The following is a 23,311-nucleotide window of genomic DNA, read 5'->3' as shown; positions in this document are numbered from 1 at the left end:
AGAAAAGCCCAGCTCTAATGTTAAAAACTGCGGCACTTTCGCCCAATGGCAGATATGAAGACCCGTTACTTGCAGGCAACGGCTTCCAAAAGGGTTGGCGAGCCTATACATCAGGCGCACAGCAATAACAAGGGCGCAATCTCAAGAATGGCCAGCAGAGACAGTCAAATTCGCATGAATCCCGATTTCGATGCACAGGAAGGCCGTAAACGCCGCTCGCTGAAGCCTCTGAAGCGCATGGTTCCCTTCCTTTCACGCTATAAGATTCTGGTTGTGGGCGCTCTTTTCTCGCTGGTTCTTGCTGCCGTGACGACGCTTGCCGTTCCAGTCGCTGTGCGCCGGATGATCGACCACGGCTTCACGGGTGCCAATGCTATCTTCGTCAATAATTACTTTGGCATGCTTGTGGCACTCGCGCTCGTTTTGGCTGTTGCCTCGGGGCTTCGCTATTTCTTCGTGATCTCGCTTGGCGAACGTGTGGTTGCCGACTTACGCAATGCGGTGTTTTCGCATGTGACGAGTCTTTCGCCGGAATTCTTTGACCGCTCGCAATCGGGCGAAATCGTTTCGCGCCTGTCTGTCGATACCACGCAGATCAAGTCAGTTGTTGGCGCGACTGCCTCTGTTGCGCTCCGGAATCTTATTTTGGGCATTGGCGCGCTCATCATGATGGTGATCACAAGCCCGAAGCTCTCGGCACTGGTGATTGGAGCCATTCCGCTGATCGTTATCCCGCTGATTGCATTTGGGCGTTCTGTACGCCGTCGCTCGCGCATGACGCAGGATATGCTTGCCCACGCCAATGCCTATGCCAGCGAACAAATCGGTGCCATGCGCACTTTGCAGGCCTTTACCAATGAAAATATGGTGGTGGGTCGTTTTGCGGGTGCGGTCGAAAAGGCCTATCAGGCTGCAAGGTCTTCGATCAAGGCCCGCGCAATCCTGACCGGCTTTGCAATTTTCCTGATCTTTTCGAGTGTTGTTGCAGTGCTCTGGTTCGGTTCGCGTGATGTGCTTTCCGGCACTATGACTGCGGGGACATTGGGCCAGTTCGTTCTCTATGCCGTCTTTGCGGCCAGTGCGTTTGGTGCGCTTTCAGAAGTGGGCGGCGAACTTGCGCAGGCAGCGGGCGCTACAGAGCGGCTTGCAGAAATACTGGATGAGAATCCCGATATTGCAGCGCCTTTGAAGCCGGTCGCATTGCCGGAGCCGCCGCGTGGCGAAATCAGCTTCGATGCGGTGCATTTTTCTTACCCTTCACGCCCGGACGCTCCGTCACTCAATGGCGTGAGCTTCACTGTAAAGCCCGGTGAGACGGTTGCGATCGTTGGGCCATCAGGTGCTGGTAAAAGCACAATCTTCTCGCTGGTGATGCGCTATTACGACCCTCAGACGGGTTCTATACGGATGGACGGCGTGGCACTGCCTGAAGCGGATCCGGTCGCTGTGCGCGCGCGCATTGCTGTTGTTCCACAGGACGTAGCAATCTTTGCAACCAGCATTCGCGAGAACATTGGCTTCGGCAGACCTGGTGCGAGCGATGCAGACATTGAAGCTGCCGCGAAGGCCGCCTTGGCGCATGATTTCATTCTGGCACTCGACAAGGGTTATGACACAGAGGTGGGCGAACGCGGCGTTACGCTTTCCGGTGGTCAGCGACAGCGCATTGCTATAGCGCGCGCTGTCTTACGTGCTGCACCAATCTTGCTGCTCGATGAAGCGACATCTGCGCTGGATGCCGAAAGCGAAATGCTGGTGCAAAAGGCGCTCGATGTTCTGATGGACAATCGCACAACGCTAGTCGTTGCTCACCGTCTGGCAACCGTGCTTAAAGCCGACCGTATTCTGGTGCTCGACAAGGGTCGAATTGTGGAAGAAGGCACGCATCAAACACTTGTTGCTCAGGGCGGTATTTATGCGCGCCTTGCCAAGTTGCAGTTTGAGGCAGGCGCTGGAGCCTTTGGTATTTAATGTGAAGGGGGGCGAAAGCCCCCTTTACAGCGGTTCCAGTTAATATTGAATCGTTGTAACCGCTGTAACTATTTGTTTTTACGCATTTCCGAACGCAAAACCGGTTCCCGCTTTTGCTGGAAATGCTTTAATTCACGTGCATCTTATCCGAAGACCGCCTCACCCTTTTTGGGATGAGCTCTTTTATCTCTCAGTCAGTTTCAACTCGATACGACGGTTTCTGGCGCGGGAATCTGGTGCGTCTGAACTATCGAGTGGCTGATATTCGCCAAAGCCGGCTGCGACGAGCCTATTGGCTGGAACGCCATTGGCGATCAGATATTTGACCACAGCCGTCGCACGCGCCGACGAAAGCTCCCAGTTGTCGCGGAAGCGCCCGGTGCCTGCAAGCGGCACATTATCGGTATGTCCATCCACGCGCAGAACCCAGTTTATATCGTCCGGGATTTCCTGATTGAGCGTGATAACCGCATCAGCGAGCTTTTTCATTTCGTCCTGACCCGCAGGGTTGAGGTCAGATGAGCCTGTCGGGAAAAGCACTTCCGACTGGAACACGAAGCGGTCGCCGACAATGCGGATGTTTTCCTTGTCAGAAAGAATCGCACGCAGGCGGCCGAAGAAATCCGACCGATAGCGGTTGAGTTCCTGCACGCGCTGCGCCAGCGCCACATTGAGCCGGCGGCCAAGGTCGGCAATCTTGGCATTCGATTCGCGGTCACGCGATTCGGAAGCATTGAGCGCATCTTCAAGCGCGGCTATCTGGCGCCGAAGCGCAGAAATCTGCTGATTGAGGAGCTCAACCTGTGAAAGCGCCTGCGCACTGACCTGCTTTTCCGAATCAAGGCTCCGGCTGAGTTCGCCCGCCCGCTTTTCTGCAGCAGCACCCGCGCCGGTTCCTTCATTGAGCAGAGCTTGCAGGCGTGAACGCTCGCTTTCAGCGCCTGAAAGTGAGGCTTGCAAGTTGGCAATCGTGTCCTGCATATCCTGCGAATTGCTTTTTTCAAGCGACAGAAGCTGTGTCAGTTCCTGTATCTGGCTGTTGAGACGCGCCAGCGCGCTGTCCTTACTGTCGACATCGCGGCTTAGCAAAAACTGTCCCAGCACGAAGACCGTCAGCAGGAACATAATGGCCAGGAGCAGGGTCGTCAGCGCATCGACAAAGCCTGGCCAATAATCGACATGACGCTGTGGGCGGCGGTTACGAGCAAGACCCATGATGCTTACTCCGTCCGCTTGTTGTCGGTCGGACGCTCGTTTGCGGTTTTCGAGCCGATGGCTTTGTTAAGACGGTCCAGCGTCTCGCGGATGGCTTTTTGTTCCTCGGCCTGTTTTTCGACCCAGTCACGCATCATCTGTTGTTCGCTGCGCATGCTTTTGACGAGGCCCTGAATTCCTTCAGCCAGATTGGCGAGTGCTGCTGATGTGCGCTGGCTGGAAGCCTCGCCCCCTTTCAGGTTTTGCACGTGTTCAGCGAGGTTGCGAATACCGCCAAGATTATCGTCGGGTGTCAGATCGGAACTAAGGTCCGTGACTGATGAAAGCCAGTTTTCCAGTTCGGTGTAGAAACGGTTTTGCGCGCGTCCTGCTTGCAGATCGAGAAAACCTAAGATTAGCGAGCCGGAAAGGCCGAAGAGTGAGGAGGAGAATGCAGTGCCCATGCCGGAAAGGGGTGCCTGTAGGCCCGCTTTAAGCGAATCAAGCACATCCGTAGTGCTACCCGAACTTGGGTCCAGTGACTGAATGGTTTGTCCAATGGAACCAACGGTTTCAAGCAGACCCCAGAAAGTGCCGAGCAGGCCGAGGAACACTAGAAGGCCGATCAGATAGCGCGATATATCGCGGCTTTCATCAAGGCGTGTGGCGATCGAATCAAGGATGGAGCGCATCGACGCTGTCGTGAGTGCCATGGATTGCCTGCGCCCGATCAAAGCACGCATGGGAGCAAGCAGTACAGGCGGGCGCGTGGCTCCGTCGCGTTCGCCGTCTCGGAATGAATTAACCCATCGGATTTCCGGGAGCAGTCGCAGCACCTGACCAAAGGCCAGCAGAATTCCCACGAGCAGCACAAGGAAGATCAGGCCATTGAGGCCCGGATTGGTGACGAAGAATGTATGGATCTGCCGCATCAGCACCGCAGCCAGGAAAGCGACAATGATGAGAAAGATGACCATGGAGAGAATGACAATTCTCGGGCTGCTCAGGCGGTAGGGGTCATAGTCCCGTGCATCGTCCAGTCGTTCCCGTGAAAGTCTCAAATCGCTCATGCGTCCTGCTCCATGGTCGGGTGCTCAAACAGAATCCTACTTCATTAGTTCATGAAGCGGAATCATCTGAAACAAGAAAATTGCACAGCTTTATGACGTTGGCTCTCAGCTTTACGATGCGGACAAAAACAAATCTTCCAATGCAGCTTTTATATTAATATTGGTAGCTAAAATAACTTTAGAGAATGCTTCTTTTAGTATAAAAAATTGTTATATCAATTTAAATAAAATATTGGTCTTTTTAATTATTCAGATCTTGCTATTTATTCTTGGTACACTCAAATATAGAAAGGGATATTATCATGCATTGGTGGAATATACTTGGGAAGGTACTTGAAGCTATCGGTAAGGCTCTGTCGTATTTCTAATACTAATTCGTTGTTTTATAATTAAATTAAGACAAAGCCGAGCGATTTATCGCTCGGCTTTGTTTGTCCACTTTGTTGATTCGATCCAAAGAAAAAGAAGAGTGGATCAATAAAGTGATGGAGCTTGTTTTTAGATAGGTTTCTTGATGGTCTTCAACAGTGCGCCATGAATGGCTTCATTGCCTGCAACAATGGTCTTGGTGCCGAAGATATCCTGACCGCCATTCTTATCGGAGATAAAGCCACCAGCTTCGCGGATCATCAGCATACCTGCGCCGAGATCCCAGGGATGCATGCCATCTTCCCAGAAACCGTCAAGACGGCCCGCAGCAACATAGGCCAGATCAAGGGCAACAGCGCCCATGCGGCGAATGCCAGCCGTTTCGGCCATGACATTGCGCAGTTCGACCAGGTAATGGCCGTGATGGCCGCGACCCAGATGCGGTATGCCGGTGCCGATTACGCAATCGACCAGCTTTGAACGGGCCGCAACACGCAGACGACGATCATTGAGGAACACACCACCACCGCGTTCAGCCGTGTAGAGTTCGTCCATAGCTGGATTGTAGATTACGCCCGCAACGATCTGTCCCTGACGCTCAAGAGCGATAGAGACTGCGAAAACTGGAATACCGTGCAGGAAGTTGGTGGTGCCGTCGAGTGGATCAATCAGCCAGCGATGCTGACCGTCCTTGGATTCGACCTCACCCGATTCTTCCATCAGGAAGCCGAAATCAGGGCGGGCGCGGCTCAATTCCGTGTAGATGATCTTTTCCGCTTTGCGGTCGGCCTGGCTGACGTAGTCGCCGGGGCCTTTAAGGGAAACCTGAAGGTTCTGGACTTCGCCGAAGTCGCGCGCAAGGCTGCGGCCGGCCTTCATAGCGGCCTGTACCATGACATTGAGAAGGGCTGAGCGGGCCATTTCTTTTATCCTTTTTGGCGTGATCCCGAAACGTGGCTTCCAGCTGGATCACACAGTTTATAGTAGACATCTTGATGTTTCTGACGCCAAGGCATCTGAAAACAATCGGGGAATTGAGTAATCTGAGAAAGAACAGTCACAGCTTCGCACTTTTCGGGATGCGCTTTGGCTGTGACGAAACATGCGACGCCTGAAACAAGCGCCGCATGTTGATAAGCATATTTATGCGCGGCTGATGTAGGTCAGCTCGTTGGTATCAACGATGACGCGCTCGCCAGATGCGATGAATGGCGGAACCAGAATGCGGATGCCATTTTCAAGAACAGCTGGCTTGTAGGAAGAAGCAGCAGTCTGGCCTTTGACGACCGGATCGGCTTCAGTGATTGCGAGCGTTACCTGATCTGGAAGACGGATGCCGATTGGCTTTTCTTCGTAAAGTTCAACGGTGACCATCATGCCGTCCTGAAGGAAGGCCGCGCGGTCGCCAACGAAATCTTTCAGGAGTTCGAGCTGTTCGTAGGATTCGGTATCCATAAAAATCAGCGCTTCACCCTGTTCGTAGAGGAACGAGAAATCCTTCTGTTCCAGACGAACGCGCTCGACGGTTTCAGCAGCGCGGAAACGTTCATTGAGCTTGGTGCCGGTGATTAGGTTCTTCAGTTCAACCTGATTGTAGGCGCCGCCTTTGCCGGGCTTGACCGCATTGGTCTTGACCGCAACCCACAGGCCGCCATCATGCTCGATGACATTGCCGGGGCGGATTTCGTTACCATTGATCTTCATGAGCTTAATCCGGGAATAAATGTGAAAACTGTTGCGGCCCGGCGCATCACGACAGAAAGGCAATCTCCCGCTTTATTTCGGGGATTGCGTCCATCTTTAACTCGAACCACGATAATCGGGTCTCCAAGACCATAAAACGAGGCTTTGTGCAAGCCTGAGCAAGCATTCAGCTCGTTTTGAATCTCTAAACCAGCGTCAAATCCATCAATTAGGCGGTGGTTTTTCGGGTATTTTCGATCGCGCGGCTCTGGGGTTCATCGCAATTTCTTGTGGCTTGATGCCAAAATCTGCCCTATGTCCGAACACCAGTTCCCCGTGCGAGATCGCAGGAGATCTGGTTTATCGCAGTAGTTTTGCCGCTCATGCGGGCAGGGCACTGCAACCAGTCTTCATGTTATCCGCAGACATTTTGGAGAGACATATGAGAACCATTGTGAAGGCATTGCCTGCGTTTCGCCGTCAATATGTTCGTTCTGCCGTGGCAGGTTTGTTGGTCTCTACCTTTGCGGTTATGTCCGCTCCAGAGCTTGCGACAGCAGCATCGCCAGCAGTCAGTGCGCATCAGCACGATGCTGCGGTTTCAGCGCCCGACGCTGCAACTGTTTTGAAGTCCATCTACAATGTTGCAGGCGATGGTTCTGATTCCTACGTTGTTGGAAAAGGCGTGACGGCGACCTACTGGTTCGGTCATGCGTTTGAGCGCGATGGAAAGCAGTACTTCACCGGTTTTGCCTGGGAAACTCTTGAAAAGCAGGGTGATTCCGGCGAGGCAGAGGCGGCCCCCGAAGCGCAGGTTAATCTGTCTGAAGCAACCTTCATGCTTTCTGACGGATCGTGGGCCCTCCAGCATGCCGCGCGAGATATCGGTGCGATGGGATCTTATGAAAAGCCCGATGAGGTCGACACCGATCGCAAGGCGGTGGAACATCGCACGCCAGCAGGTAAACTGGTGCTGGCAATCCCGATTGCTGGTTTTGACCGTGGCACGTCTTACAGTGGCTATGATGTATTTGCATTGGGCAAGTCATGGACACATGTCGGCTATCTTCTGGCGGGCGAAGATAATGGTGCGGCCTGTTCAGATGGCGAGGTCATGCCATGTATATCCAATCTGGGAGAGGTGACTTTCGCTCCTGATGACAAGTCCGATATGCCGAAACTTGTTGTAAATTTCAGCGGAACAACAATTTCCGCGCCGGGTAAGACACGTGAGCTCGGTGCTGCCGATGCTGCGACCTACGTTTATGATGCCAGCAAGAAGGCTTACGAAAGTCAGTAAGGCTATACCCTTCCAAAGAATGAAAAAGCGCGTCACTTCTGGTGACGCGCTTTTTGCATTTTCAAAGTGGACGATGCCCGAGATTAGCGGACGCGAAGGCTGTTAGCGGTCTGGATCGCTTCTTTGAGTTGCTCGTCGGACAAGCCATCCATCATGTCATTGAGATCGGGCGAATGGAAACCGGCGCGCTGCGCGATGACATACCAGGCGGCAGATTTTACCAGATCACCATCTGTACCGATGCCATCACGATAAAGACGGGCGAGCCATGCCTGTGCCAGGACCATACCGCGCTGGGCGGCAATCTGCATCCAGCCAAAGCCTTGTTCGTAATTGCGGTCGCCGCCACGACCTTCGATCAGCCAGCGTCCCAGATCATATTGAGCGGTGTCGTAGCCTTTGCGTGCAGCGAGAAGCAGATATTCCCGCGCCTTCTTTTCATCTTTTGCGATTTTGTCAGTGCCATTGGCGTAAATCTGGCTGACTGCATATTCTGCATCAGGCAGTTTTGCTGCAGCAGCCTTTTCAAACCATGGGAAGGCCTGATCAATTCCTGCCTTGCCGGATGCCTTCATCATGACGAGCTGGCCGTAATTGAACTGTGCCATAGCATTGCCGCCTTCGGCAGCTTTCTGCATCAGTTGAGTGGCCTTGGCGGCATCTTTCTGAATGTATCGGCCCTGAAGCAGCAAGGCGGCGTAACGAAACTGCGCTTCGTTAACGCCATTTTCTGCGGCCTTGGCATACCATTCGGCAGCCTTCTTCTGATCGGCAGGCACACCCAGCCCACGGGCATAGATTTCAGCGATAAGCGTTTGCGATGCTGGGTCACCTTTTTCAGCCTGTGGCTTGGCGAGATTGAAGGCCGTCAAATAAAGTCCGCGCTGATAGGCGCCAAAAGCTTCATCGGCAGGTTTATCGCCGAACCGGCTTGGATCGATGTGAGGCAAAGTGTTTGTCGACGCTGGCTGCGGCAGCATCTTTGGCTTTTCCGCAGGCTTGTCGCTTTTACCGTCATGCTTTTTTTGAGCGCTTGCCGGTTCGCCTGCAGCCATTGCAGCAGGGACGGACGCGACAAAGATCAAAGCCGTGGCGAGAAGAATTCTGCTCTTCATGGGGGCGTACAAAACCTTGGCGGATTTAGTTTTCGAAACGAGGGGCATTTTCATCAAGAAGGCGGTTGGCTTCCGCTACGGCCTTTGCAGGATCTTCTGCTTCAAAGACTGCGCGGCCAAGGGCTACAAAATCAGCACCGGTCTGTGATGCTTCAATGACGCTTTCAATTGTATTTCCAGCCTGTGCGACGCTTGGAATTTCGACCAGTTCAGCCCACCATTCGGCCAATGCCAGATTGCGAGGGTGAGCATCTGGCTTGTTATCCGCGCCAATTTTGCCAAAGAAAACGTAATCGGGCTGCAATTCACCAATTTCCATAGCGCTGTGACGATCACGAAGATTGCCCGTTCCAACGATGAATTTCGGTGTGTGCTTCTCGATGGCTTCCGCAAGCTCTGCAGCCTTGCCTTCAATGTGAATGCCATCGGCGCCGACACGGCCAGCAATACGCGTATCGTTGAGAATGATTGCAGCAGCGCCTTTTTCCTGGATAACGGCAACGGCCTTTTGGGCAGATGCCTGAAAAGTCGCTTCATCCAGATCGCCGCCGTCGAGAATCACGCTTGCGACATCGCCACCTGAAAGCGCTGCGGACAGGAGTTTCGCCAACGCATCACCATTTGAGATCGGTGGTGCAACCAGCAAAAGGCGGCAGCGTTCGTTATCTTTTGTAGCAGTTGGCGCGTTCATAAACCAAACCTAGCGAAAAATGTTGATGGAATTCGGGCATAAAGTAAGAGGGGTTCATTGAACAGCCCCTTTACATTTTCAGGACATTTGCGGGCCAATGTTCGGGGGCGATGAAAGTCTCATGTTGGCATTATGTTATCCACTGGAACGAAAGTTGATTGGAACCAACCGGGTTCCGCCGGAATTACCAGCTATATAGACGGCAATGAGTGCTGCGCTATTGCAGACGAAAAACAAACGGCAGGCAGGCGAAATGACGAATGAAACGGCGAAAATAGTGCCAAAAGTTCGCGATACACGCATCGACGTGTTTCGTGCTTTGGCCCTGCTTACGATTTTCATCAATCATGTACCCGGTACGATTTATGAGCACTTCACGCACAAGAATCTCGGCTTTTCTGATTCTGCCGAAGCTTTTGTTCTGATTTCAGGCATGGCTGTTGCGTTGGCCTATGGCGGAAAATTTGCGCCAGGCAATCGTCTCGTGCTGACATTGAAAATGTGGCGCCGTGCGTGCGTGCTTTATACGGCGCATATTATGACGACGCTTGCGACCATCGGCATTTTTGCTGCTGCCGCCATTTTCCTCAAGCATCGTGAGCTTCTGACCCAGATCAATATCGGCCCGCTGGTCAAGCAGCCGGTCGAATCTTTGCTGGGTCTCGTCACGCTGGGTCATCAGCTTGGCTATAACAACATTCTGTCGATGTATGCCGTCATGCTTCTTATGACGCCGCTGCTGCTACTTCTTGCGCGCATCAGCCTTTCGCTGATGGTTGCTGTGTCGGGCACAGTCTGGCTGTTGTCGGGCCTTTATGGTGTAGCGCCTATCAACTATCCGACCGGAGGCGTCTGGTTCCTTAACCCGCTATCGTGGCAGTTCTTGTTTGCAATTGGTATTGCTGGCGTCATCCATGTGCGCCGCGGTGGTAAGTTGCCAACACATCCTGCGCTGATTGCAGTAGCAGTTGGTTATCTGGTTCTCTCACTGGCCTGGGTTCGTATTCCGCTTTGGGGCATTGACGCATCAATGGGCATGCCGGCAGTTCTGACCGGTTTCGACAAGACCTTTCTTTCTGCTCCGCGTCTTCTGCATGTACTGGCGATGGCCTATCTGATTGCTGTCGTGCCGACACTGAACAGCATCGCGCGCACGGCACCGGATAATCCGCTCGCTATTCTCGGCAAGCATTCGCTGCCCGTCTTTATCGCGGGTACGCTATTGGCGATGGTGGCACAGGTCATGAAGCTGATTAATCCAGGTGGCCTGCCATATGATACACTCTTGATCGCAACGGGCGTGGTGATGCAATTTGCACTTGCTTATTATCTTGAGTGGCTGCCAACCATCGGTTGGGGCAAGAAGCCTGCTGCGAAGCCTCTGGTGTCCGAGGGTTCCAAGTCTCCTGTCACTTCAAGTCCAAAACCTGCGTTACAGCGCGGTTAACAAGCCAGTTTTAAAAGCCGCCTTCGGGCGGCTTTTTCGTTTGGGTGTATTCTGAGAATAACGATTTTTCCACAGCTCGAACGTAAAATTAACCCTTCATTAATCTTAACGGCGTTAAATGGTTTACATCCAGTTCGGCTGGATTCTTACCGAGTGGTTTAGCCACTCTGTTTGACGCCTCCCTGTTAAACTCCTGAGAGCCGCCTTTGCGGCTCTTTTTTTATGCGCTTCATAGAATCAAGTGCATGTGGGACTGTCTGGCGTCCAAACTTTTCACGCTTTGTTTAAATCTGCCTAAAAATATTAACCGAACGTTAAACATAAACTTGCGCGACCGTGCATGAAGGTGCAGTTTGTCGTGGACTTGTCTAACGCAGCTGTTCCGTCCCAGCTCTCCCCATGGTCGAACAGCGGTTCAATAATTTCATTCGCATTCATTTGACGAGAATGCGAGCAACAGAATGATCGCCCGTTGTGCGGTCATGTAAGGTGGCAGAGCAGTGATTAGCGAACAGGGACAGATGCCGGGTAACATGATCAGCCTTGCTGAACGCATGGTGTTCTCGGATTCCTTCAAGCCGATTTACAGTGAAGGCATGGATATGGTCGAGGAAGCCGCAAGCTATCTCGACGGTGAGGGCCGCGAAGAAGCGCGTAATCTCTCGCGCGTTGCCGCAACGCTTTATGCTGCCGAATCGATGCGCCTGACCACCCGTCTCATGCAGGTGGCGTCCTGGCTTCTGTTGCAGCGCGCCGCTCGCAATGGTGAAATGTCTCGCCAGCAGGTCGAGGCCGAGAAGGCGAAAGTTCGTCTTGATACGCCTTCGGCTGGTGAAGTGGCGACCGGCTGGAATGAACTGCCATTCGCATTCATTGAACTCATCGAACGCTCAATCCGCCTTCAGGCACGCGTCCGTCGCATGGATCGTAATGTTTATGGTGAAGTCGTTTCACTGCAAAGTGCTCCACGCGGTAATCCGGTTTCGGATCAGATTGTGTTGCTTAAGACGGCTTTCGGCGCCTCTTAAAAACTGCTGATGCAGGAAAACTGGGTAGATTTCGGCTGTGATGGCCTGCAAATGACGCTCTTTTGCGCTGCCGGTACTCATGTACCTTTTAGTACACTCCGCTCCGGTTCTCAAAGAACGGCATTTTCGGCGAATCACTGCCAAAATCTACCCAGTTTTCCTGCATCAGCAGATGTGTATGTTTCTCTTTTGTTCACTTTTGTACTGTCAAGTGAACCTGTCTGAGGATAGGGTTCACTTATGAAAGAAACGATTCGCATCATTGGTATTGATCCAGGGCTCCGCCGCACCGGTTGGGGCGTTGTCGAATCGCTTGGAAATTCCCTGCATTTCATCGCTTCCGGTACGGTAACCTCGAATGCTGAAATGGATCTGGCTTCGCGGCTTTGTCAGCTGCATGAGGGCCTTTCCAAAGTCCTGCATGAATTCATGCCCCATGAAGCAGCGGTTGAGCATACATTCGTCAACAAGGATGCGACGGCCACGCTGAAGCTCGGGCAAGCGCGCGGCATTGCGCTATTGGCACCGGCACAGGCGGGACTTCCGGTTGCGGAATATGCGCCAAATGCTGTCAAGAAGGCGGTGATTGGCGTTGGCCATGGCGAAAAGCAGCAGATTCATATGATGGTGAAGGTTTTGATGCCGCGTGCAACATTCGATACCAGCGATGCTGCCGATGCGCTCGCCATCGCAATTTGTCACGCACATCATCGGCAAAGTATTGTCAGCGCACGCAGGATGCAGGCGCTTTTGAGTTAACGCGCATTTGGTCCTGAAAACCATTTTACACTTTCGGGATGCGCTTTTAGCGGGGTAGCACTGATATGATCGGCAAGCTTAAGGGCGTGATCGATGAAATCGCTGAGGATCATGCTGTTATTGACGTGCATGGTGTCGGCTATGTTGCCTTTTGTTCCGCCCGCACGCTCGGTAATCTGGGTGGGGCAGGCGAGGCGGCTATTCTGTTTATCGAGACCTATGTGCGCGAAGACATGATCCGCCTCTATGGCTTCGGATCACAGCTTGAACGCGAATGGTTTCGTCTGTTGCAGAATGTGCAGGGCGTGGGTGCCAAGGTGGCGCTTGCCGTGCTTGGAACATTGACGCCACCTGAGCTTGCCAATGCCATTGCACTGCGTGATCTCGCGATGGTTTCGCGTGCGCCGGGCGTCGGCAAGAAGGTGGCCGAGCGCATTGTTACTGAATTGAAGAACAAGGCACCTGCCTTTGCGGGTGATGCAAGCGGGACTATCGGCCTTAAGCAGGAGCTGGGCGCAGGTGCAGCCTCTGCTCCCGTAACAGATGCGGTTTCAGCACTTTCCAATTTGGGTTATTCGCGCGATCAGGCAGCGAATGCCGTAGCTGCGGCTTTGAGGGAAGCCGGTGATGATGCCGATTCGGCCAAGCTTATTCGCCTCGGCCTGAAGGAGCTGTCGCGGTGAGATACTTGCCTGATTTCAGCGATCATGCGAGGAGGGAGCCATGAGCGACCGTAATCCTCTTATCGATGCTGACTTGCGTGGCGAAGACGCCGACAGCACCTTGCGCCCACAAACGCTTAACGATTTTGTTGGGCAGGCGGCGGCGCGCGCCAATCTCAAAGTGTTCATCGAAGCTGCCAAGGTTCGCGGTGAAGCACTCGATCATGTGCTCTTTGTGGGGCCTCCGGGACTTGGCAAGACGACGCTCGCGCAAATCATGGCCAAGGAACTTGGCGTTAATTTCCGCTCAACGTCTGGTCCGGTGATTGCGAAGGCCGGTGATCTGGCCGCCCTTCTGACCAATCTTGAAGATCGCGATGTACTCTTTATTGATGAAATTCATCGACTGAGCCCGGCCGTTGAGGAAATCCTCTATCCGGCGATGGAAGATTTCCAGCTCGACCTCATTATCGGGGAAGGCCCGGCAGCACGTTCGGTCAAGATCGATCTGGCGAAGTTTACGCTGGTCGCAGCAACGACGCGGCTTGGTCTTCTGACCACGCCTTTGCGTGATCGTTTCGGTATTCCGGTAAGGCTCAATTTCTATACGGTTGAAGAGCTCGAATATATTGTGCGCCGTGGTGCTCGCATTATGCAGATGGGTATTTCGCCGGATGGTGCTCTGGAAGTAGCGCGCCGCTCGCGCGGGACACCGCGTATTGCGGGCCGTCTGTTGCGACGTGTGCGCGATTTTGCGCTGGTCGCGGGTGCTGATGTCATAGATCGCAAGATTGCCGACGAAGCTCTGTCACGGCTTGAAGTGGATAATCGCGGCTTTGACCAGCTTGACCGGCGTTATCTGGATATGATCGCCCGTAATTTTGGTGGTGGCCCAGTCGGGATTGAAACCATTGCGGCCGGCTTGTCTGAGCCGCGTGATGCTATCGAAGACATTATCGAACCCTATATGATCCAGCAGGGCTTTCTGCAGCGCACGCCGCGCGGACGTGTTCTGACTGCGCTCGCGTGGCAACATATGGGGCTGGCAGCACCTGCCGAGGTGGTCCAGCAGTCGCAGTTCGGCCTTTTTATGGAAGACGAATGACGGATAAAATCGATCAAGCCGCAGCGCAATCTGTTTCGGGTGAGTTGAGGGACGGTGCCCATTATCTTTATGCGCGCATCTATTATGCTGATACGGATTTTTCCGGCTTCGTCTATCACGGTCGTTATCTCGAATTTTACGAGCGTGGCCGCACCGATTTTCTGCGCTTGCAGGATGTCAACCATATCGAGCTTGCTGAAGGCGCGCTTGGCGAAGAAATGGTCTGGGTCGTTCGTCGTATGGAAATCGACTATAAATCGCCCGCAAAAATGGATGATCTCATCCTGGTCGAAACACGGGTGAGCGAGATTCGCGGCGCGCGCGTAATCATGGCGCAGAAGATCACTTGTGGGGATCGGCTGCTGTCGGAGGCCAAGGTTGAAGCGGTCATGATTACCAAACAGGGCCATCCCCGCCGTATTCCGGATGAATGGCGCGAAGCTTTCACGAAGGCCGACTGATTTTTTGAGTTGCCCTGCAATAATTAACGGGCAAGCTCGCCTTCTCAGCAAATGCTAACGCATCTTTAACCATAATATTCCATTAATGATGATGACGGAATCGGTTGAAGGGCCGGGTTGAAGCGCAGCGCCTTCCTTTCACCAAAATTAACCGTAACAAGCGCTTTGAGGATTTAAAGTTGAAATCCGGAATGGCGGTTGTGGCGTAGAGCGTCAGCATATCCGTCAGGGTGTGCAAATAGCTCCCGCATAATTCCTTGAATGAATTCAATTCAGGGAATTATGCATAAACTTGAGTTGTTAGAGCGTCCTTTGTGCATCCCAAGGGACGCACGGCGCTCTAATGATAAAGCTGCGCAGGTTGAGACGTTCGGAAGCGGATGTTTCTTGAATAATTTGCGATGCCGCCCGGTCAAGAGGCCGGGCGTTTGGATTCGAGGACGGTAGATCGATGGAAAATGTTGCGCTCGCGGCCCCTGCCGCCGATATTACCCTCTGGGGCCTGTTCATGCAGGCGGGCTGGGTCGTTAAGCTGGTTATGCTTGGTCTCGTGGTCGCCTCGGTCTGGACTTGGGCTATCATCGTGGACAAAATTGTTGCTTACGGACGCGCGCGTCGCGCGATTGATCGCTTTGAACAGGCGTTCTGGTCCGGGCAGTCACTGGAAGAACTTTACCGCAATCTCAATGATCGCCGAACGACTGGTATGGCCTCCATCTTCATGGCTGCCATGCGCGAGTGGAAAAAGTCGTTTGAGAAGGGCGCACGTTCTCCGATTGCACTTCAGATGCGTATCGACAAGGCAATGGATGTGGCTCTGGCGCGAGAAAGCGACAAGCTGGAATCGCGACTAGGCTTTCTTGCTACAATCGGTTCTGCTGCTCCGTTTATCGGCCTGTTCGGTACGGTTGTTGGTATTATGACGTCGTTCCAGGCAATTGCTGCATCGAAGAACACCAATCTCGCGGTGGTGGCACCGGGTATCGCCGAAGCGCTGCTCGCAACAGCTATTGGTCTGCTTGCCGCTATTCCAGCAGTTATCGCCTACAACAAGCTTTCGAGCGATGCGGGTAAGGTCAATGGCCGGCTCGAAGGTTTTGCGGATGAGTTCTCTGCCATACTGTCGCGCCAAATTGATGAGAAGCTGACGCCGCGCAGCTAAAGCATGTCGCGGAAAAGTGGGAACCGGTTTTCCGCGACATGCGTGAAAGCAAAAAATAGAGCGTTCCAGCATCAAAGCTAAATCGAGCCTTCGGGAATATTGAAATGGGCATGTCAGTTGGAAATCAGGGAATGCAGTCGGGTGGTCGCCGCAGGCGTGGCCGCAAGAAGGCATTGATGAGTGAAATCAACGTTACGCCATTCGTGGACGTGATGCTGGTGCTGCTTATCATCTTCATGGTTTCTGCCCCGCTTTTGACGGTCGGTGTGCCTATTGATCTGCCAGATACGCAGGCGAAAGCCATGAATGCTGACACACAGCCGATCACCGTATCGGTGAACAGCGAAGGCCAGATTTATCTGCAGGAAACTGAAATTCCGCTTGATGAAGTTGTTGCCAAACTTCAGGCGATTGCCAAGACCGGTTACGAAGAGCGCATTTTCGTGCGCGGTGACAAGTCTGCCGATTACGGCACTGTCATGAAGGTCATGGCTCGCATTTCCGCCGCCGGTTTCAAGAATATCGGCCTTGTGACACTCCAGGAGCAGGATAGCTGACGCCATCATGAAGGCTGGCCTGACATCTTCTGTAGCGCTCCATACCGTCGTTATCGCGTTGGGGCTCTTCTCCTTCTCCTCGCCGAAGGCATTCGACGTGCAGGATTCGGAGTCGTTTCCGGTCGACATCGTGCCGATCGAATCGATTACCCAGATTCAGCAGGGCGATAAGACCGCACCGATGAAGGAAAAGTCGGCTCCTGTTCCGACGAAAAAGCCGCAGACTGTTCCTGAAGCTCAGAATTTTGGCGATCAGGAAGTCGATAGCCAAACGCCACCACGGCCTGAAAATAAGGCCAAGCCGATTGAAGCGGCTGAGGAACCAAAAGCGCAGCCGGAGCCGGTGAAGAAGCCGGAACCGAAGCCCGATCCTAAGCCAGAACCTACGCCGCAGGAAAAGCCGACGCCGGTGCCCGCGACGGAAGTTCAGACCAAACCGGAAGAAAAACAGGAAGTGAAACCTGATCCGGTTGCTGAAGCGATCGAAAAACAGGCCGAAACGCCAGATCAGACCGCGCCGAAACTGCCGGACAATGTTCCTGCACCACAGGCAAAGCCAAAACCGCCGCAGGCGCAAACGGCTAAGACACCAGACCGCAAGCCAACGGAAGATCAGAAGAAGTCCCAAACTGCTTCTCAGACATCGCAGTCGAAGAATGACGCCATTGCTGATGAGGTCGCCGCCCTGCTTAACAAGCAGAAGGCATCCGGTGGTGGTGCAAAGCGTTCGACCGATCAGGCATCGCTGGGCGGCAAGAAGAATACGGGCGGCTCGAAGCTGAGCCAGAATGAAATGGATGCCCTTCGTGGCGCGATTTCCAAGTGCTGGAACGTTCCTGCCGGTGTGGCAGATGCACCAGGACTTGTCGTGACGGTGAAGATGCGTCTCAATCAGGATGGTTCTATCCAGGGTTCCCCCGAGGTGACATCTGGTGGTGGTGGAGATGGTGTGGGTCGTGCCGCAGCTGAAAGCGCCAAGCGCGCTGTGGCTCGTTGCGCACCATACAATCTGCCTGCAGACAAATATGACAACTGGTCGGAAGTGATCGTCAACTTCGACCCGAGCGAAATGTTCTGATCAGCTTGGCTGGTCACTCCTAACGAATGCCTGAATGAGGCCCGCCACTAAGGCCCCTCAATAAGGTCTCTGCATAGTTCCCTAGGAATTGTGCAGCAAATCTAAACTGTTAGAGCGACCTTTGTGCGCCCAAGAGGGCGCACGGCACTCTAAGGACAAAAGAGGTCCCTGAAGACATGAAGATCGGCATCATGAAAACAAAGATCCGGACAGTTTTTTCGGCTTTCGCCTGTATGATTGCTGCAAGCCTTGTTGCTACCATGCCTGCTCGTGCGGTGGTGGAAATCAACATCAACAAGGGTGTGGTAGAGCCATTACCGGTAGCGATCACCGATTTCCTTTCGGGCGATCAGCTCGGAGCGAATATCACCTCGGTCATTGCGGCAGATCTTGAGCGTTCGGGCCTTTTCGCACCGATCAACAAGAATGCATTCATTGAAAAGATTTCCAACCCGGACGCAACACCGCGTTTTGAAGATTGGAAAGTCATCAATGCGCAGGCACTGGTCACGGGCCGTATTACAAAGCAGCCGGATGGCAGGCTCAAGGCTGAATTTCGTCTCTGGGATACGTTTGGTGGCCAGCAGCTGATCGGTCAGCAGTTCTTCACAACACCGGATAACTGGCGTCGTGTTGCTCACATCATCGCAGATGCGATCTATGAACGCTTGACCGGTGAAAAAGGCTATTTTGACACCCGCGTTGTTTTCGTCGATGAATCGGGTCCGGCACAGAAGCGTGTGAAGCGCTTGGCTATTATGGATCAGGACGGCGCGAATGTTCGGTACCTTTCAGATGGTCGCGCCATTTCACTGACGCCGCGTTTCTCGCCAAATCGTCAGGAAGTAACCTATATGTCGTTCGAAGGCGGTTCGCCCAAGGTGTACCTGCTGCAGCTCGAAACCGGCCAGCGTGAGCTTGTTGGCAATTTCCCAGGCATGACGATTGCGCCACGCTTCTCGCCAGACGGCCAGAAGGTTGTGATGAGCCTTCTTCAGGATGACGGCAGCGCGAACGTCTACACGATGGACTTGCGTAATCGCACCACAACGCGCCTCACCAATAGTCAGGCGATTGATACCAGTGCATCCTATTCGCCAGACGGTTCGCAGATCGTATTTTCATCTGACCGTGGTGGACGCCCACAGCTCTATGTGATGGGTGCCGATGGTTCCAACCCGCGTCGTATATCTGCCGGTGACGGTAGCTACTCCACTCCAGTATGGTCGCCACGCGGTGATTTGATCGCCTTCACAAAACAGTCGCAGGGACAGTTCTCCATTGGCGTCATGAAGACCGATGGTACGGGCGAGCGTCTGTTGACCTCAGGCTTTCACAATGAAGGCCCGACCTGGGCTCCGAATGGTCGCGTCCTGATGTTCTTCCGCAAGGCAGCAGGTGCCGGTGGCCCAAGGCTGTTTACGATTGATCTGACAGGCCGCAACGAACGCCAGATACAGACGCCGAATTTCGGTTCCGACCCGGCCTGGTCGCCGCTGCTCGACTAAAGCATGTCGCGCTCAAATGGATTCCCTTGAGCTCCCGCAAACATGCGACAGTTAAAAGAATCTAGAGCGAGCGCCATGGATGCGATTAACCGCGACACGCTCTACAGCATAATTCCTTAAACTTGAATCAGTTTAAGGTAAAATTATGCTGTAAATATAGAGTGTTAGAGCGACCTTTGTGCGCCCAAGAGGGCGCACGGCGCTCTAGTCTGTTCGATGATGTTAAGAAGTTCGAAGGCGCGGAACGCAGGTTTCGCGCCTTTTTTATGGCAATTTGCCATAATCCAGGTCGTCGAGCCGTGTTTCTGCCGCATTTAGCCATCACTGGCTAAAAACAGAATTGCTGCCGGAAAAAACCGGTTTGCATTTGGCCGAAAGAAATTGTTAACCATACTTCTTGAGCCTGCCTTAACCTAAATATGATTATTGGTCGGTTACGCAGGAACATCAAATCTTAAGGAGCTCCGGCCCATGCGCCGTTTCCAGTCGATTGCACGTAGCCCTATCGCTATTGCCCTTTTCATGACGCTTGCCGTTGCCGGTTGTGCGTCCAAGAAGAACCTTCCGAACAATGCCGGTGATCTTGGCTTGGCTGGTGGCGCTGCAACGCCCGGCTCGTCGCAGGACTTCACCGTGAATGTCGGCGACCGTATTCTGTTCGATCTCGATTCCTCGCTGATCCGCGCCGATGCACAGCAGACGCTGTCGAAGCAGGCTCAGTGGCTGCAGCGCTATCCGCAGTACTCGATCACCGTCGAAGGCCATGCTGACGAACGCGGTACACGTGAGTACAACCTTGCGCTCGGCCAGCGTCGTGCAGCTGCAACCCGCGACTTCCTCTCAGCTCGTGGTGTTCCAACCAGCCGCATGCGCACCGTTTCCTACGGTAACGAGCGTCCAATCGCTGTTTGTGATAATAATTCGTGCTGGTCTCAGAACCGCCGTGCCGTTACCGTTCTCAACGGTGCTGGCAGCTAAGTTTCAGCAAGTAGCATGAACCTAATCCGGAAAAAGCGGCCTTTGGGCCGCTTTTTTTGCTTTAGAGCCCGACTATTGGTGCTTTTGACAAATTTTGGCCGAAGTCACCAGTGTCATAGGGAAAGCATCTTTGCTTTTTATGGATTTTCTCTAAAAGCTGAGAAGAGCCGTGAGAAATTGGGTGTTCAGATAATATTCAGGCACGATGCCTGATCATCCTGTACATGGCCATGATTATTGCGGTTCAAGATTTTAGGGCACATGAGCGATAGGGGCAAAAGGGAATGAGGAAACCAATGAGAAAAGTGACACTGGCAATTGCCATGCTGCCGCTTTTGGCAAGTGCTCCGGTTCTGGCAGCATCTGTTTCTTCGCAGCAAGGGGTTATCCAGCTGGCGCAGGCGGGTGATGCCGGCGGCGGTCAGTTTTCGCAGCAGGTCTGTAATCTCGCGCATCAGAATGCGCAGTCCTATGCCCGTATCCTGCAGCTTCGCGATAAGATGCTGAAAATCCAGCGCGACAACGAAACCCGTTTTCAGGCATTGGAAAAGGGTCGGGGTGGCGCGCAGAACCATGTCAGTATCGGTTCCACTGCGATACTTGACGATGCCATGCGCGATAGCGGCGGCGCGGGCGGGCAGGGCGGATATCAGAGTCCGGGCTTGCAACAGGAGTTGATCCGCAATCTCACCGGTAAGGTGGAGGATGTCGACGCACAGATAGCGTTCACGAACGAGCAGTTGCAGAAGACGCAGGACGACAATGAATTCCGCTTCGAAGAGCTGGAAAAGAAAAAGGGTGGCGGAGCCGCAGCACAAGCAAGTGCGGGCCAGAATGCGCCTGTAACACCTCCACCCGGTAGCGATCTTTGCACGCAGGGCATGGCGAACCCAGCAGCAATTGCAGACACACTCGGTGCCCGTGCTGAAGCCATGAATTTCCAGGTCCTTGAACTGCAGGATCAGATGCAGAAAATGCAGGAAGAAAACGAACGCCGCTTCCAGGTATTGGAAAATGGTGATCGTGCGGATGCTGGTGGCACGCCAAATGACGGCAATAATACATCGCTGGCAAATGCTGCTCCTACTGGAACCCCCGATAACGGGGGGTCTGGAAGCATTGCGCAAGACGGTAATTATGGTTCTTCTTCTCAAACGGCGGCCAACAATTCAGCGGGCGCCGATTCCATGGCTATTGGTTCAGGTGCTGCCCCACAGGGTGGGCCCCAGCGTGGGGAGCCGCCGAGAGAGCTCGGCTCCATTCGCTTTGACAACAATGGCAATGTAATCGGCGAAACCATGAATGTGGAGCCACGCCCGGCAGAACAGGGTGCAGCGCTTCCTGCTGGTGAAGCTGTCGCTTCTCTTCCAACCGACGACAATCCGAATTCGCTTTATCAGGCTGCTTATCAGTATCTGATGTCAGGTGATTACAAAGCCGCGGAGACAGGATTCCGTGAGCATATCAAGCGTTATCCCGCCGATCCGACGACTGCAGAGGCACGCTATTGGCTTGGTGAATCGCTTTATGGTCAGTCACGTTTTCCAGAAGCTGCAACGGTTTTCATCGACACGCAGCGCGATTACCCTGATTCAAAGCGAGCAGCAGAAAACATGTTCAAGCTCGGTATGACGCTTGAAAAAATGGACAATCATGACGTTGCTTGTGCGACTTTCAAACAAGTTCCTGACCGTTATCCAAATGCGGCGCCCGCAATTTTGAAGCGGGTAACGGATGAGCGCACGCGTATTAAATGCTGATTGCGGAGATCATTTGTGGGGCTTTCCCCGATCGAAATTTTTAAACCTTTCGGACTTGAGAATGCCAAAGGAATTGTGGCTGCCGTTTCAGGCGGAAGCGATTCACTGGCACTTTTGTTCCTTTTGAAAGAGTATCTTACGACGCTGGATAATCCTCCGTCGCTGACTGCAGTTACCATTGATCATCGTTTGCGCGACGAATCGGCCAAAGAGGCCGAAGATGTGGGACGTCTTTGCAAGGCGCATGGCGTTATTCATCGAGTGCTGGCTTGGGAAGACGTGAAGCCAAAAAGCGGTGTTGCTGCTGCTGCCCGTTCTGCACGCTACCGACTTCTGGTGCAGGCCGCTCAAGAGGCAGGTGCAGATTATATTGCTACCGGACACACACGCGACGACCAGATCGAAACATTCCTGATGCGGAAAGAACGCAGTTCTCATTCGGAAGCGCGTGGGCTTGCAGCGATGGCTTCGCGGTCCTGGCTGGAAAGTTCTGTCGAGTTGATCAGGCCACTGCTCGGCAAGTCGCGTAGCGAGTTGCGCCAGGAACTGACCAAAAGAAATGTCGTCTGGATCGATGACCCAAGCAATGTGAACACCAATTACGAACGCCCGCGTGTGCGACTGACCTCCGCAGCTGAGGCTGATCCAGATATGATTCTCGCGCAGATTGCGCTCGCGAGTGCTGCGCGCAAACGTGATAACGCGATTCTGATTGCGGCTCTGGCTAATCCTGATTGCGTAAATATGAGCCCGCTTGGCGCGATTACGGTCAACGCCAATATCTATGCGGCGTTACCGGAAAATGTGCGGCGCCTGTTTTCCGGCCTGTTGGCCTCGATTGCAGGCGGTCGGCGCTTTCTGCCCGGTGATGCCGAGCGGTCTCGCATCGAGAGAGTTTTATCGGGGCAAGAAAAAAGCGGGCGCATGACGGTTTTCGGGGCGCTCATCGAACTAGGCAAGAAGGGACAGCCACATCGCTTCCGACGTGAACGGCGCAATCTTCCCGTTATGCGACTTGAACCCGGCCAGCGGATCATTTGGGACGGGCGTTATCGGTTCACCAATGAGGGTGTTCTTTCATTTGATATCTGCGCTCCTGAACGGCAGGAGCTGATTGATTTTATAAAAAACACCGGGTTGGAGGTTGATTCGACGCAACGGGAAGCGCTGATGATGCTCCCCGCCGTATATGAAGACGGCAAACTTTCGCAGCTTCCGGCCATGGTTGGACAAAAATTGCCTACAGGAATCAGTATCGAAAGACACTTCGCAATCTTCGATCATGTGCTGCCGGGCTATGATTTTGAGCTGGCAAATGCCGTTGAAAAGCGGTTTGGCCGTGAATGTCCTAATTTTTATAAACCAGATTGACAAGAATCGAAGACGAGGCGGCTCTCGCGCCTTGGCAAGGCC

21 protein-coding genes are annotated in these 23,311 nt (G+C 53.4%); 15 read left to right on the top strand and 6 right to left on the bottom strand.

Annotated features, from left to right (window positions below):
* The first annotated feature begins 45 nt into the window (after positions 1 to 45).
* The gene (locus CES85_RS19105; protein ID WP_095447335.1) at positions 46 to 1,971 is read left to right on the top strand and encodes an ABC transporter transmembrane domain-containing protein; all 1,926 of its coding nucleotides are present in this window, start codon (positions 46 to 48) and stop codon (positions 1,969 to 1,971) included.
* Between the two features lie 183 nt (positions 1,972 to 2,154).
* Here CES85_RS19105 and CES85_RS19100 read toward each other — a convergent pair whose 3' ends face one another.
* The 4 genes from CES85_RS19100 to efp form a co-directional block, all read right to left on the bottom strand.
* Positions 2,155 to 3,186 (bottom strand): peptidoglycan -binding protein, encoded by a 1,032-nt coding sequence (locus tag CES85_RS19100; RefSeq protein ID WP_095447334.1) that lies wholly within the window; start codon positions 3,184 to 3,186, stop codon positions 2,155 to 2,157.
* A gap of 5 nt (positions 3,187 to 3,191) precedes the next feature.
* Positions 3,192 to 4,235, bottom strand: coding sequence for a MotA/TolQ/ExbB proton channel family protein (locus tag CES85_RS19095; RefSeq protein ID WP_095447333.1), 1,044 nt, complete (start codon positions 4,233 to 4,235; stop codon positions 3,192 to 3,194).
* A gap of 498 nt (positions 4,236 to 4,733) precedes the next feature.
* Positions 4,734 to 5,525, bottom strand: coding sequence for an inositol monophosphatase family protein (locus CES85_RS19090; protein WP_095447332.1), 792 nt, complete (start codon positions 5,523 to 5,525; stop codon positions 4,734 to 4,736).
* A gap of 222 nt (positions 5,526 to 5,747) precedes the next feature.
* Positions 5,748 to 6,308, bottom strand: a complete 561-nt coding sequence (gene efp / locus CES85_RS19085; RefSeq protein ID WP_095447331.1) for an elongation factor P — start codon at positions 6,306 to 6,308, stop codon at positions 5,748 to 5,750.
* 421 nt (positions 6,309 to 6,729) lie between these two features.
* On the opposite strand from efp, the gene CES85_RS19080 reads away from it, so the two are divergent.
* A complete protein-coding gene (locus tag CES85_RS19080) occupies positions 6,730 to 7,587 on the top strand; it encodes a hypothetical protein (RefSeq protein WP_191793446.1) in 858 nt (285 codons plus the stop codon).
* A gap of 83 nt (positions 7,588 to 7,670) precedes the next feature.
* On the opposite strand, the gene CES85_RS19075 is transcribed toward CES85_RS19080, so the two are convergent.
* Both CES85_RS19075 and CES85_RS19070 read right to left on the bottom strand, forming a co-directional pair.
* Positions 7,671 to 8,702 carry a tetratricopeptide repeat protein gene (locus CES85_RS19075; protein WP_095447330.1) on the bottom strand — a complete coding sequence of 344 codons (1,032 nt, stop codon included), beginning with the start codon at positions 8,700 to 8,702 and terminating at the stop codon, positions 7,671 to 7,673.
* Positions 8,703 to 8,727: 25 nt separating this feature from the next.
* Positions 8,728 to 9,393: a thiamine phosphate synthase gene (locus CES85_RS19070; RefSeq protein ID WP_095447329.1), complete on the bottom strand. Its 666-nt coding sequence runs from the start codon at positions 9,391 to 9,393 to the stop codon at positions 8,728 to 8,730.
* Positions 9,394 to 9,646: 253 nt separating this feature from the next.
* Here CES85_RS19070 and CES85_RS19065 point away from each other — a divergent pair, with 253 nt between their 5' ends.
* The 13 genes from CES85_RS19065 to tilS all read left to right on the top strand — a co-directional run bounded on the left by CES85_RS19065 (position 9,647) and on the right by tilS (position 23,269).
* Positions 9,647 to 10,840, top strand: a complete 1,194-nt coding sequence (locus CES85_RS19065) for an OpgC family protein (RefSeq protein WP_095447973.1) — start codon at positions 9,647 to 9,649, stop codon at positions 10,838 to 10,840.
* A gap of 521 nt (positions 10,841 to 11,361) precedes the next feature.
* Positions 11,362 to 11,868 carry a protease adaptor protein RcdA gene (rcdA, locus tag CES85_RS19060; protein ID WP_095447972.1) on the top strand — a complete coding sequence of 169 codons (507 nt, stop codon included), beginning with the start codon at positions 11,362 to 11,364 and terminating at the stop codon, positions 11,866 to 11,868.
* A gap of 240 nt (positions 11,869 to 12,108) precedes the next feature.
* Entirely contained in the window at positions 12,109 to 12,627 is a 519-nt protein-coding gene (gene ruvC / locus CES85_RS19055) for a crossover junction endodeoxyribonuclease RuvC (protein ID WP_095447328.1), read from the top strand.
* Positions 12,628 to 12,692: 65 nt separating this feature from the next.
* Positions 12,693 to 13,310, top strand: a complete 618-nt coding sequence (gene ruvA / locus CES85_RS19050) for a Holliday junction branch migration protein RuvA (protein WP_095447327.1) — start codon at positions 12,693 to 12,695, stop codon at positions 13,308 to 13,310.
* Positions 13,311 to 13,350: 40 nt separating this feature from the next.
* The gene (gene ruvB / locus CES85_RS19045) at positions 13,351 to 14,394 is read left to right on the top strand and encodes a Holliday junction branch migration DNA helicase RuvB (protein ID WP_095447326.1); all 1,044 of its coding nucleotides are present in this window, start codon (positions 13,351 to 13,353) and stop codon (positions 14,392 to 14,394) included.
* A complete protein-coding gene (locus tag CES85_RS19040; protein ID WP_095447325.1) occupies positions 14,391 to 14,855 on the top strand; it encodes a YbgC/FadM family acyl-CoA thioesterase in 465 nt (154 codons plus the stop codon). The genes ruvB and CES85_RS19040 overlap by 4 nt, the downstream gene beginning before the upstream one ends.
* A 451-nt stretch (positions 14,856 to 15,306) precedes the next feature.
* The gene (gene tolQ, locus CES85_RS19035) at positions 15,307 to 16,017 is read left to right on the top strand and encodes a protein TolQ (protein ID WP_024895714.1); all 711 of its coding nucleotides are present in this window, start codon (positions 15,307 to 15,309) and stop codon (positions 16,015 to 16,017) included.
* 104 nt (positions 16,018 to 16,121) lie between these two features.
* Positions 16,122 to 16,574 (top strand): protein TolR, encoded by a 453-nt coding sequence (tolR, locus tag CES85_RS19030; protein WP_024895713.1) that lies wholly within the window; start codon positions 16,122 to 16,124, stop codon positions 16,572 to 16,574.
* A 7-nt stretch (positions 16,575 to 16,581) separates the two neighbouring features.
* On the top strand, positions 16,582 to 17,652 hold the full coding sequence (locus CES85_RS19025; RefSeq protein ID WP_095447324.1) for a cell envelope integrity TolA family protein: 1,071 nt from the start codon (positions 16,582 to 16,584) through the stop codon (positions 17,650 to 17,652).
* A 176-nt stretch (positions 17,653 to 17,828) separates the two neighbouring features.
* Entirely contained in the window at positions 17,829 to 19,160 is a 1,332-nt protein-coding gene (gene tolB / locus CES85_RS19020; RefSeq protein ID WP_095447323.1) for a Tol-Pal system beta propeller repeat protein TolB, read from the top strand.
* A gap of 471 nt (positions 19,161 to 19,631) precedes the next feature.
* Entirely contained in the window at positions 19,632 to 20,138 is a 507-nt protein-coding gene (gene pal, locus CES85_RS19015; RefSeq protein ID WP_094578174.1) for a peptidoglycan-associated lipoprotein Pal, read from the top strand.
* 284 nt (positions 20,139 to 20,422) lie between these two features.
* Positions 20,423 to 21,898, top strand: a complete 1,476-nt coding sequence (gene ybgF, locus CES85_RS19010; protein WP_095447322.1) for a tol-pal system protein YbgF — start codon at positions 20,423 to 20,425, stop codon at positions 21,896 to 21,898.
* Between the two features lie 15 nt (positions 21,899 to 21,913).
* A complete protein-coding gene (gene tilS, locus CES85_RS19005) occupies positions 21,914 to 23,269 on the top strand; it encodes a tRNA lysidine(34) synthetase TilS (RefSeq protein ID WP_095447321.1) in 1,356 nt (451 codons plus the stop codon).
* Positions 23,270 to 23,311 lie beyond the last annotated feature (42 nt).

The sequence above is a fragment of the Ochrobactrum quorumnocens genome (assembly GCF_002278035.1).
Classification (GTDB): domain Bacteria; phylum Pseudomonadota; class Alphaproteobacteria; order Rhizobiales; family Rhizobiaceae; genus Brucella; species Brucella quorumnocens.
This window is presented reverse-complemented; position numbering and strand designations above follow the sequence as displayed.

Coding starts and splice junctions, on each gene's coding strand:
- CES85_RS19105 (WP_095447335.1), top strand. CDS start 46: ATGGCAGATATGAAGACCCGTTACTTGCAGGCAACGGCTTCCAAAAGG.
- CES85_RS19100 (WP_095447334.1), bottom strand. CDS start 3,186: ATGGGTCTTGCTCGTAACCGCCGCCCACAGCGTCATGTCGATTATTGG.
- CES85_RS19095 (WP_095447333.1), bottom strand. CDS start 4,235: ATGAGCGATTTGAGACTTTCACGGGAACGACTGGACGATGCACGGGAC.
- CES85_RS19090 (WP_095447332.1), bottom strand. CDS start 5,525: ATGGCCCGCTCAGCCCTTCTCAATGTCATGGTACAGGCCGCTATGAAG.
- efp (WP_095447331.1), bottom strand. CDS start 6,308: ATGAAGATCAATGGTAACGAAATCCGCCCCGGCAATGTCATCGAGCAT.
- CES85_RS19080 (WP_191793446.1), top strand. CDS start 6,730: ATGAGAACCATTGTGAAGGCATTGCCTGCGTTTCGCCGTCAATATGTT.
- CES85_RS19075 (WP_095447330.1), bottom strand. CDS start 8,702: ATGAAGAGCAGAATTCTTCTCGCCACGGCTTTGATCTTTGTCGCGTCC.
- CES85_RS19070 (WP_095447329.1), bottom strand. CDS start 9,393: ATGAACGCGCCAACTGCTACAAAAGATAACGAACGCTGCCGCCTTTTG.
- CES85_RS19065 (WP_095447973.1), top strand. CDS start 9,647: ATGACGAATGAAACGGCGAAAATAGTGCCAAAAGTTCGCGATACACGC.
- rcdA (WP_095447972.1), top strand. CDS start 11,362: ATGCCGGGTAACATGATCAGCCTTGCTGAACGCATGGTGTTCTCGGAT.
- ruvC (WP_095447328.1), top strand. CDS start 12,109: ATGAAAGAAACGATTCGCATCATTGGTATTGATCCAGGGCTCCGCCGC.
- ruvA (WP_095447327.1), top strand. CDS start 12,693: ATGATCGGCAAGCTTAAGGGCGTGATCGATGAAATCGCTGAGGATCAT.
- ruvB (WP_095447326.1), top strand. CDS start 13,351: ATGAGCGACCGTAATCCTCTTATCGATGCTGACTTGCGTGGCGAAGAC.
- CES85_RS19040 (WP_095447325.1), top strand. CDS start 14,391: ATGACGGATAAAATCGATCAAGCCGCAGCGCAATCTGTTTCGGGTGAG.
- tolQ (WP_024895714.1), top strand. CDS start 15,307: ATGGAAAATGTTGCGCTCGCGGCCCCTGCCGCCGATATTACCCTCTGG.
- tolR (WP_024895713.1), top strand. CDS start 16,122: ATGGGCATGTCAGTTGGAAATCAGGGAATGCAGTCGGGTGGTCGCCGC.
- CES85_RS19025 (WP_095447324.1), top strand. CDS start 16,582: ATGAAGGCTGGCCTGACATCTTCTGTAGCGCTCCATACCGTCGTTATC.
- tolB (WP_095447323.1), top strand. CDS start 17,829: ATGAAGATCGGCATCATGAAAACAAAGATCCGGACAGTTTTTTCGGCT.
- pal (WP_094578174.1), top strand. CDS start 19,632: ATGCGCCGTTTCCAGTCGATTGCACGTAGCCCTATCGCTATTGCCCTT.
- ybgF (WP_095447322.1), top strand. CDS start 20,423: ATGAGGAAACCAATGAGAAAAGTGACACTGGCAATTGCCATGCTGCCG.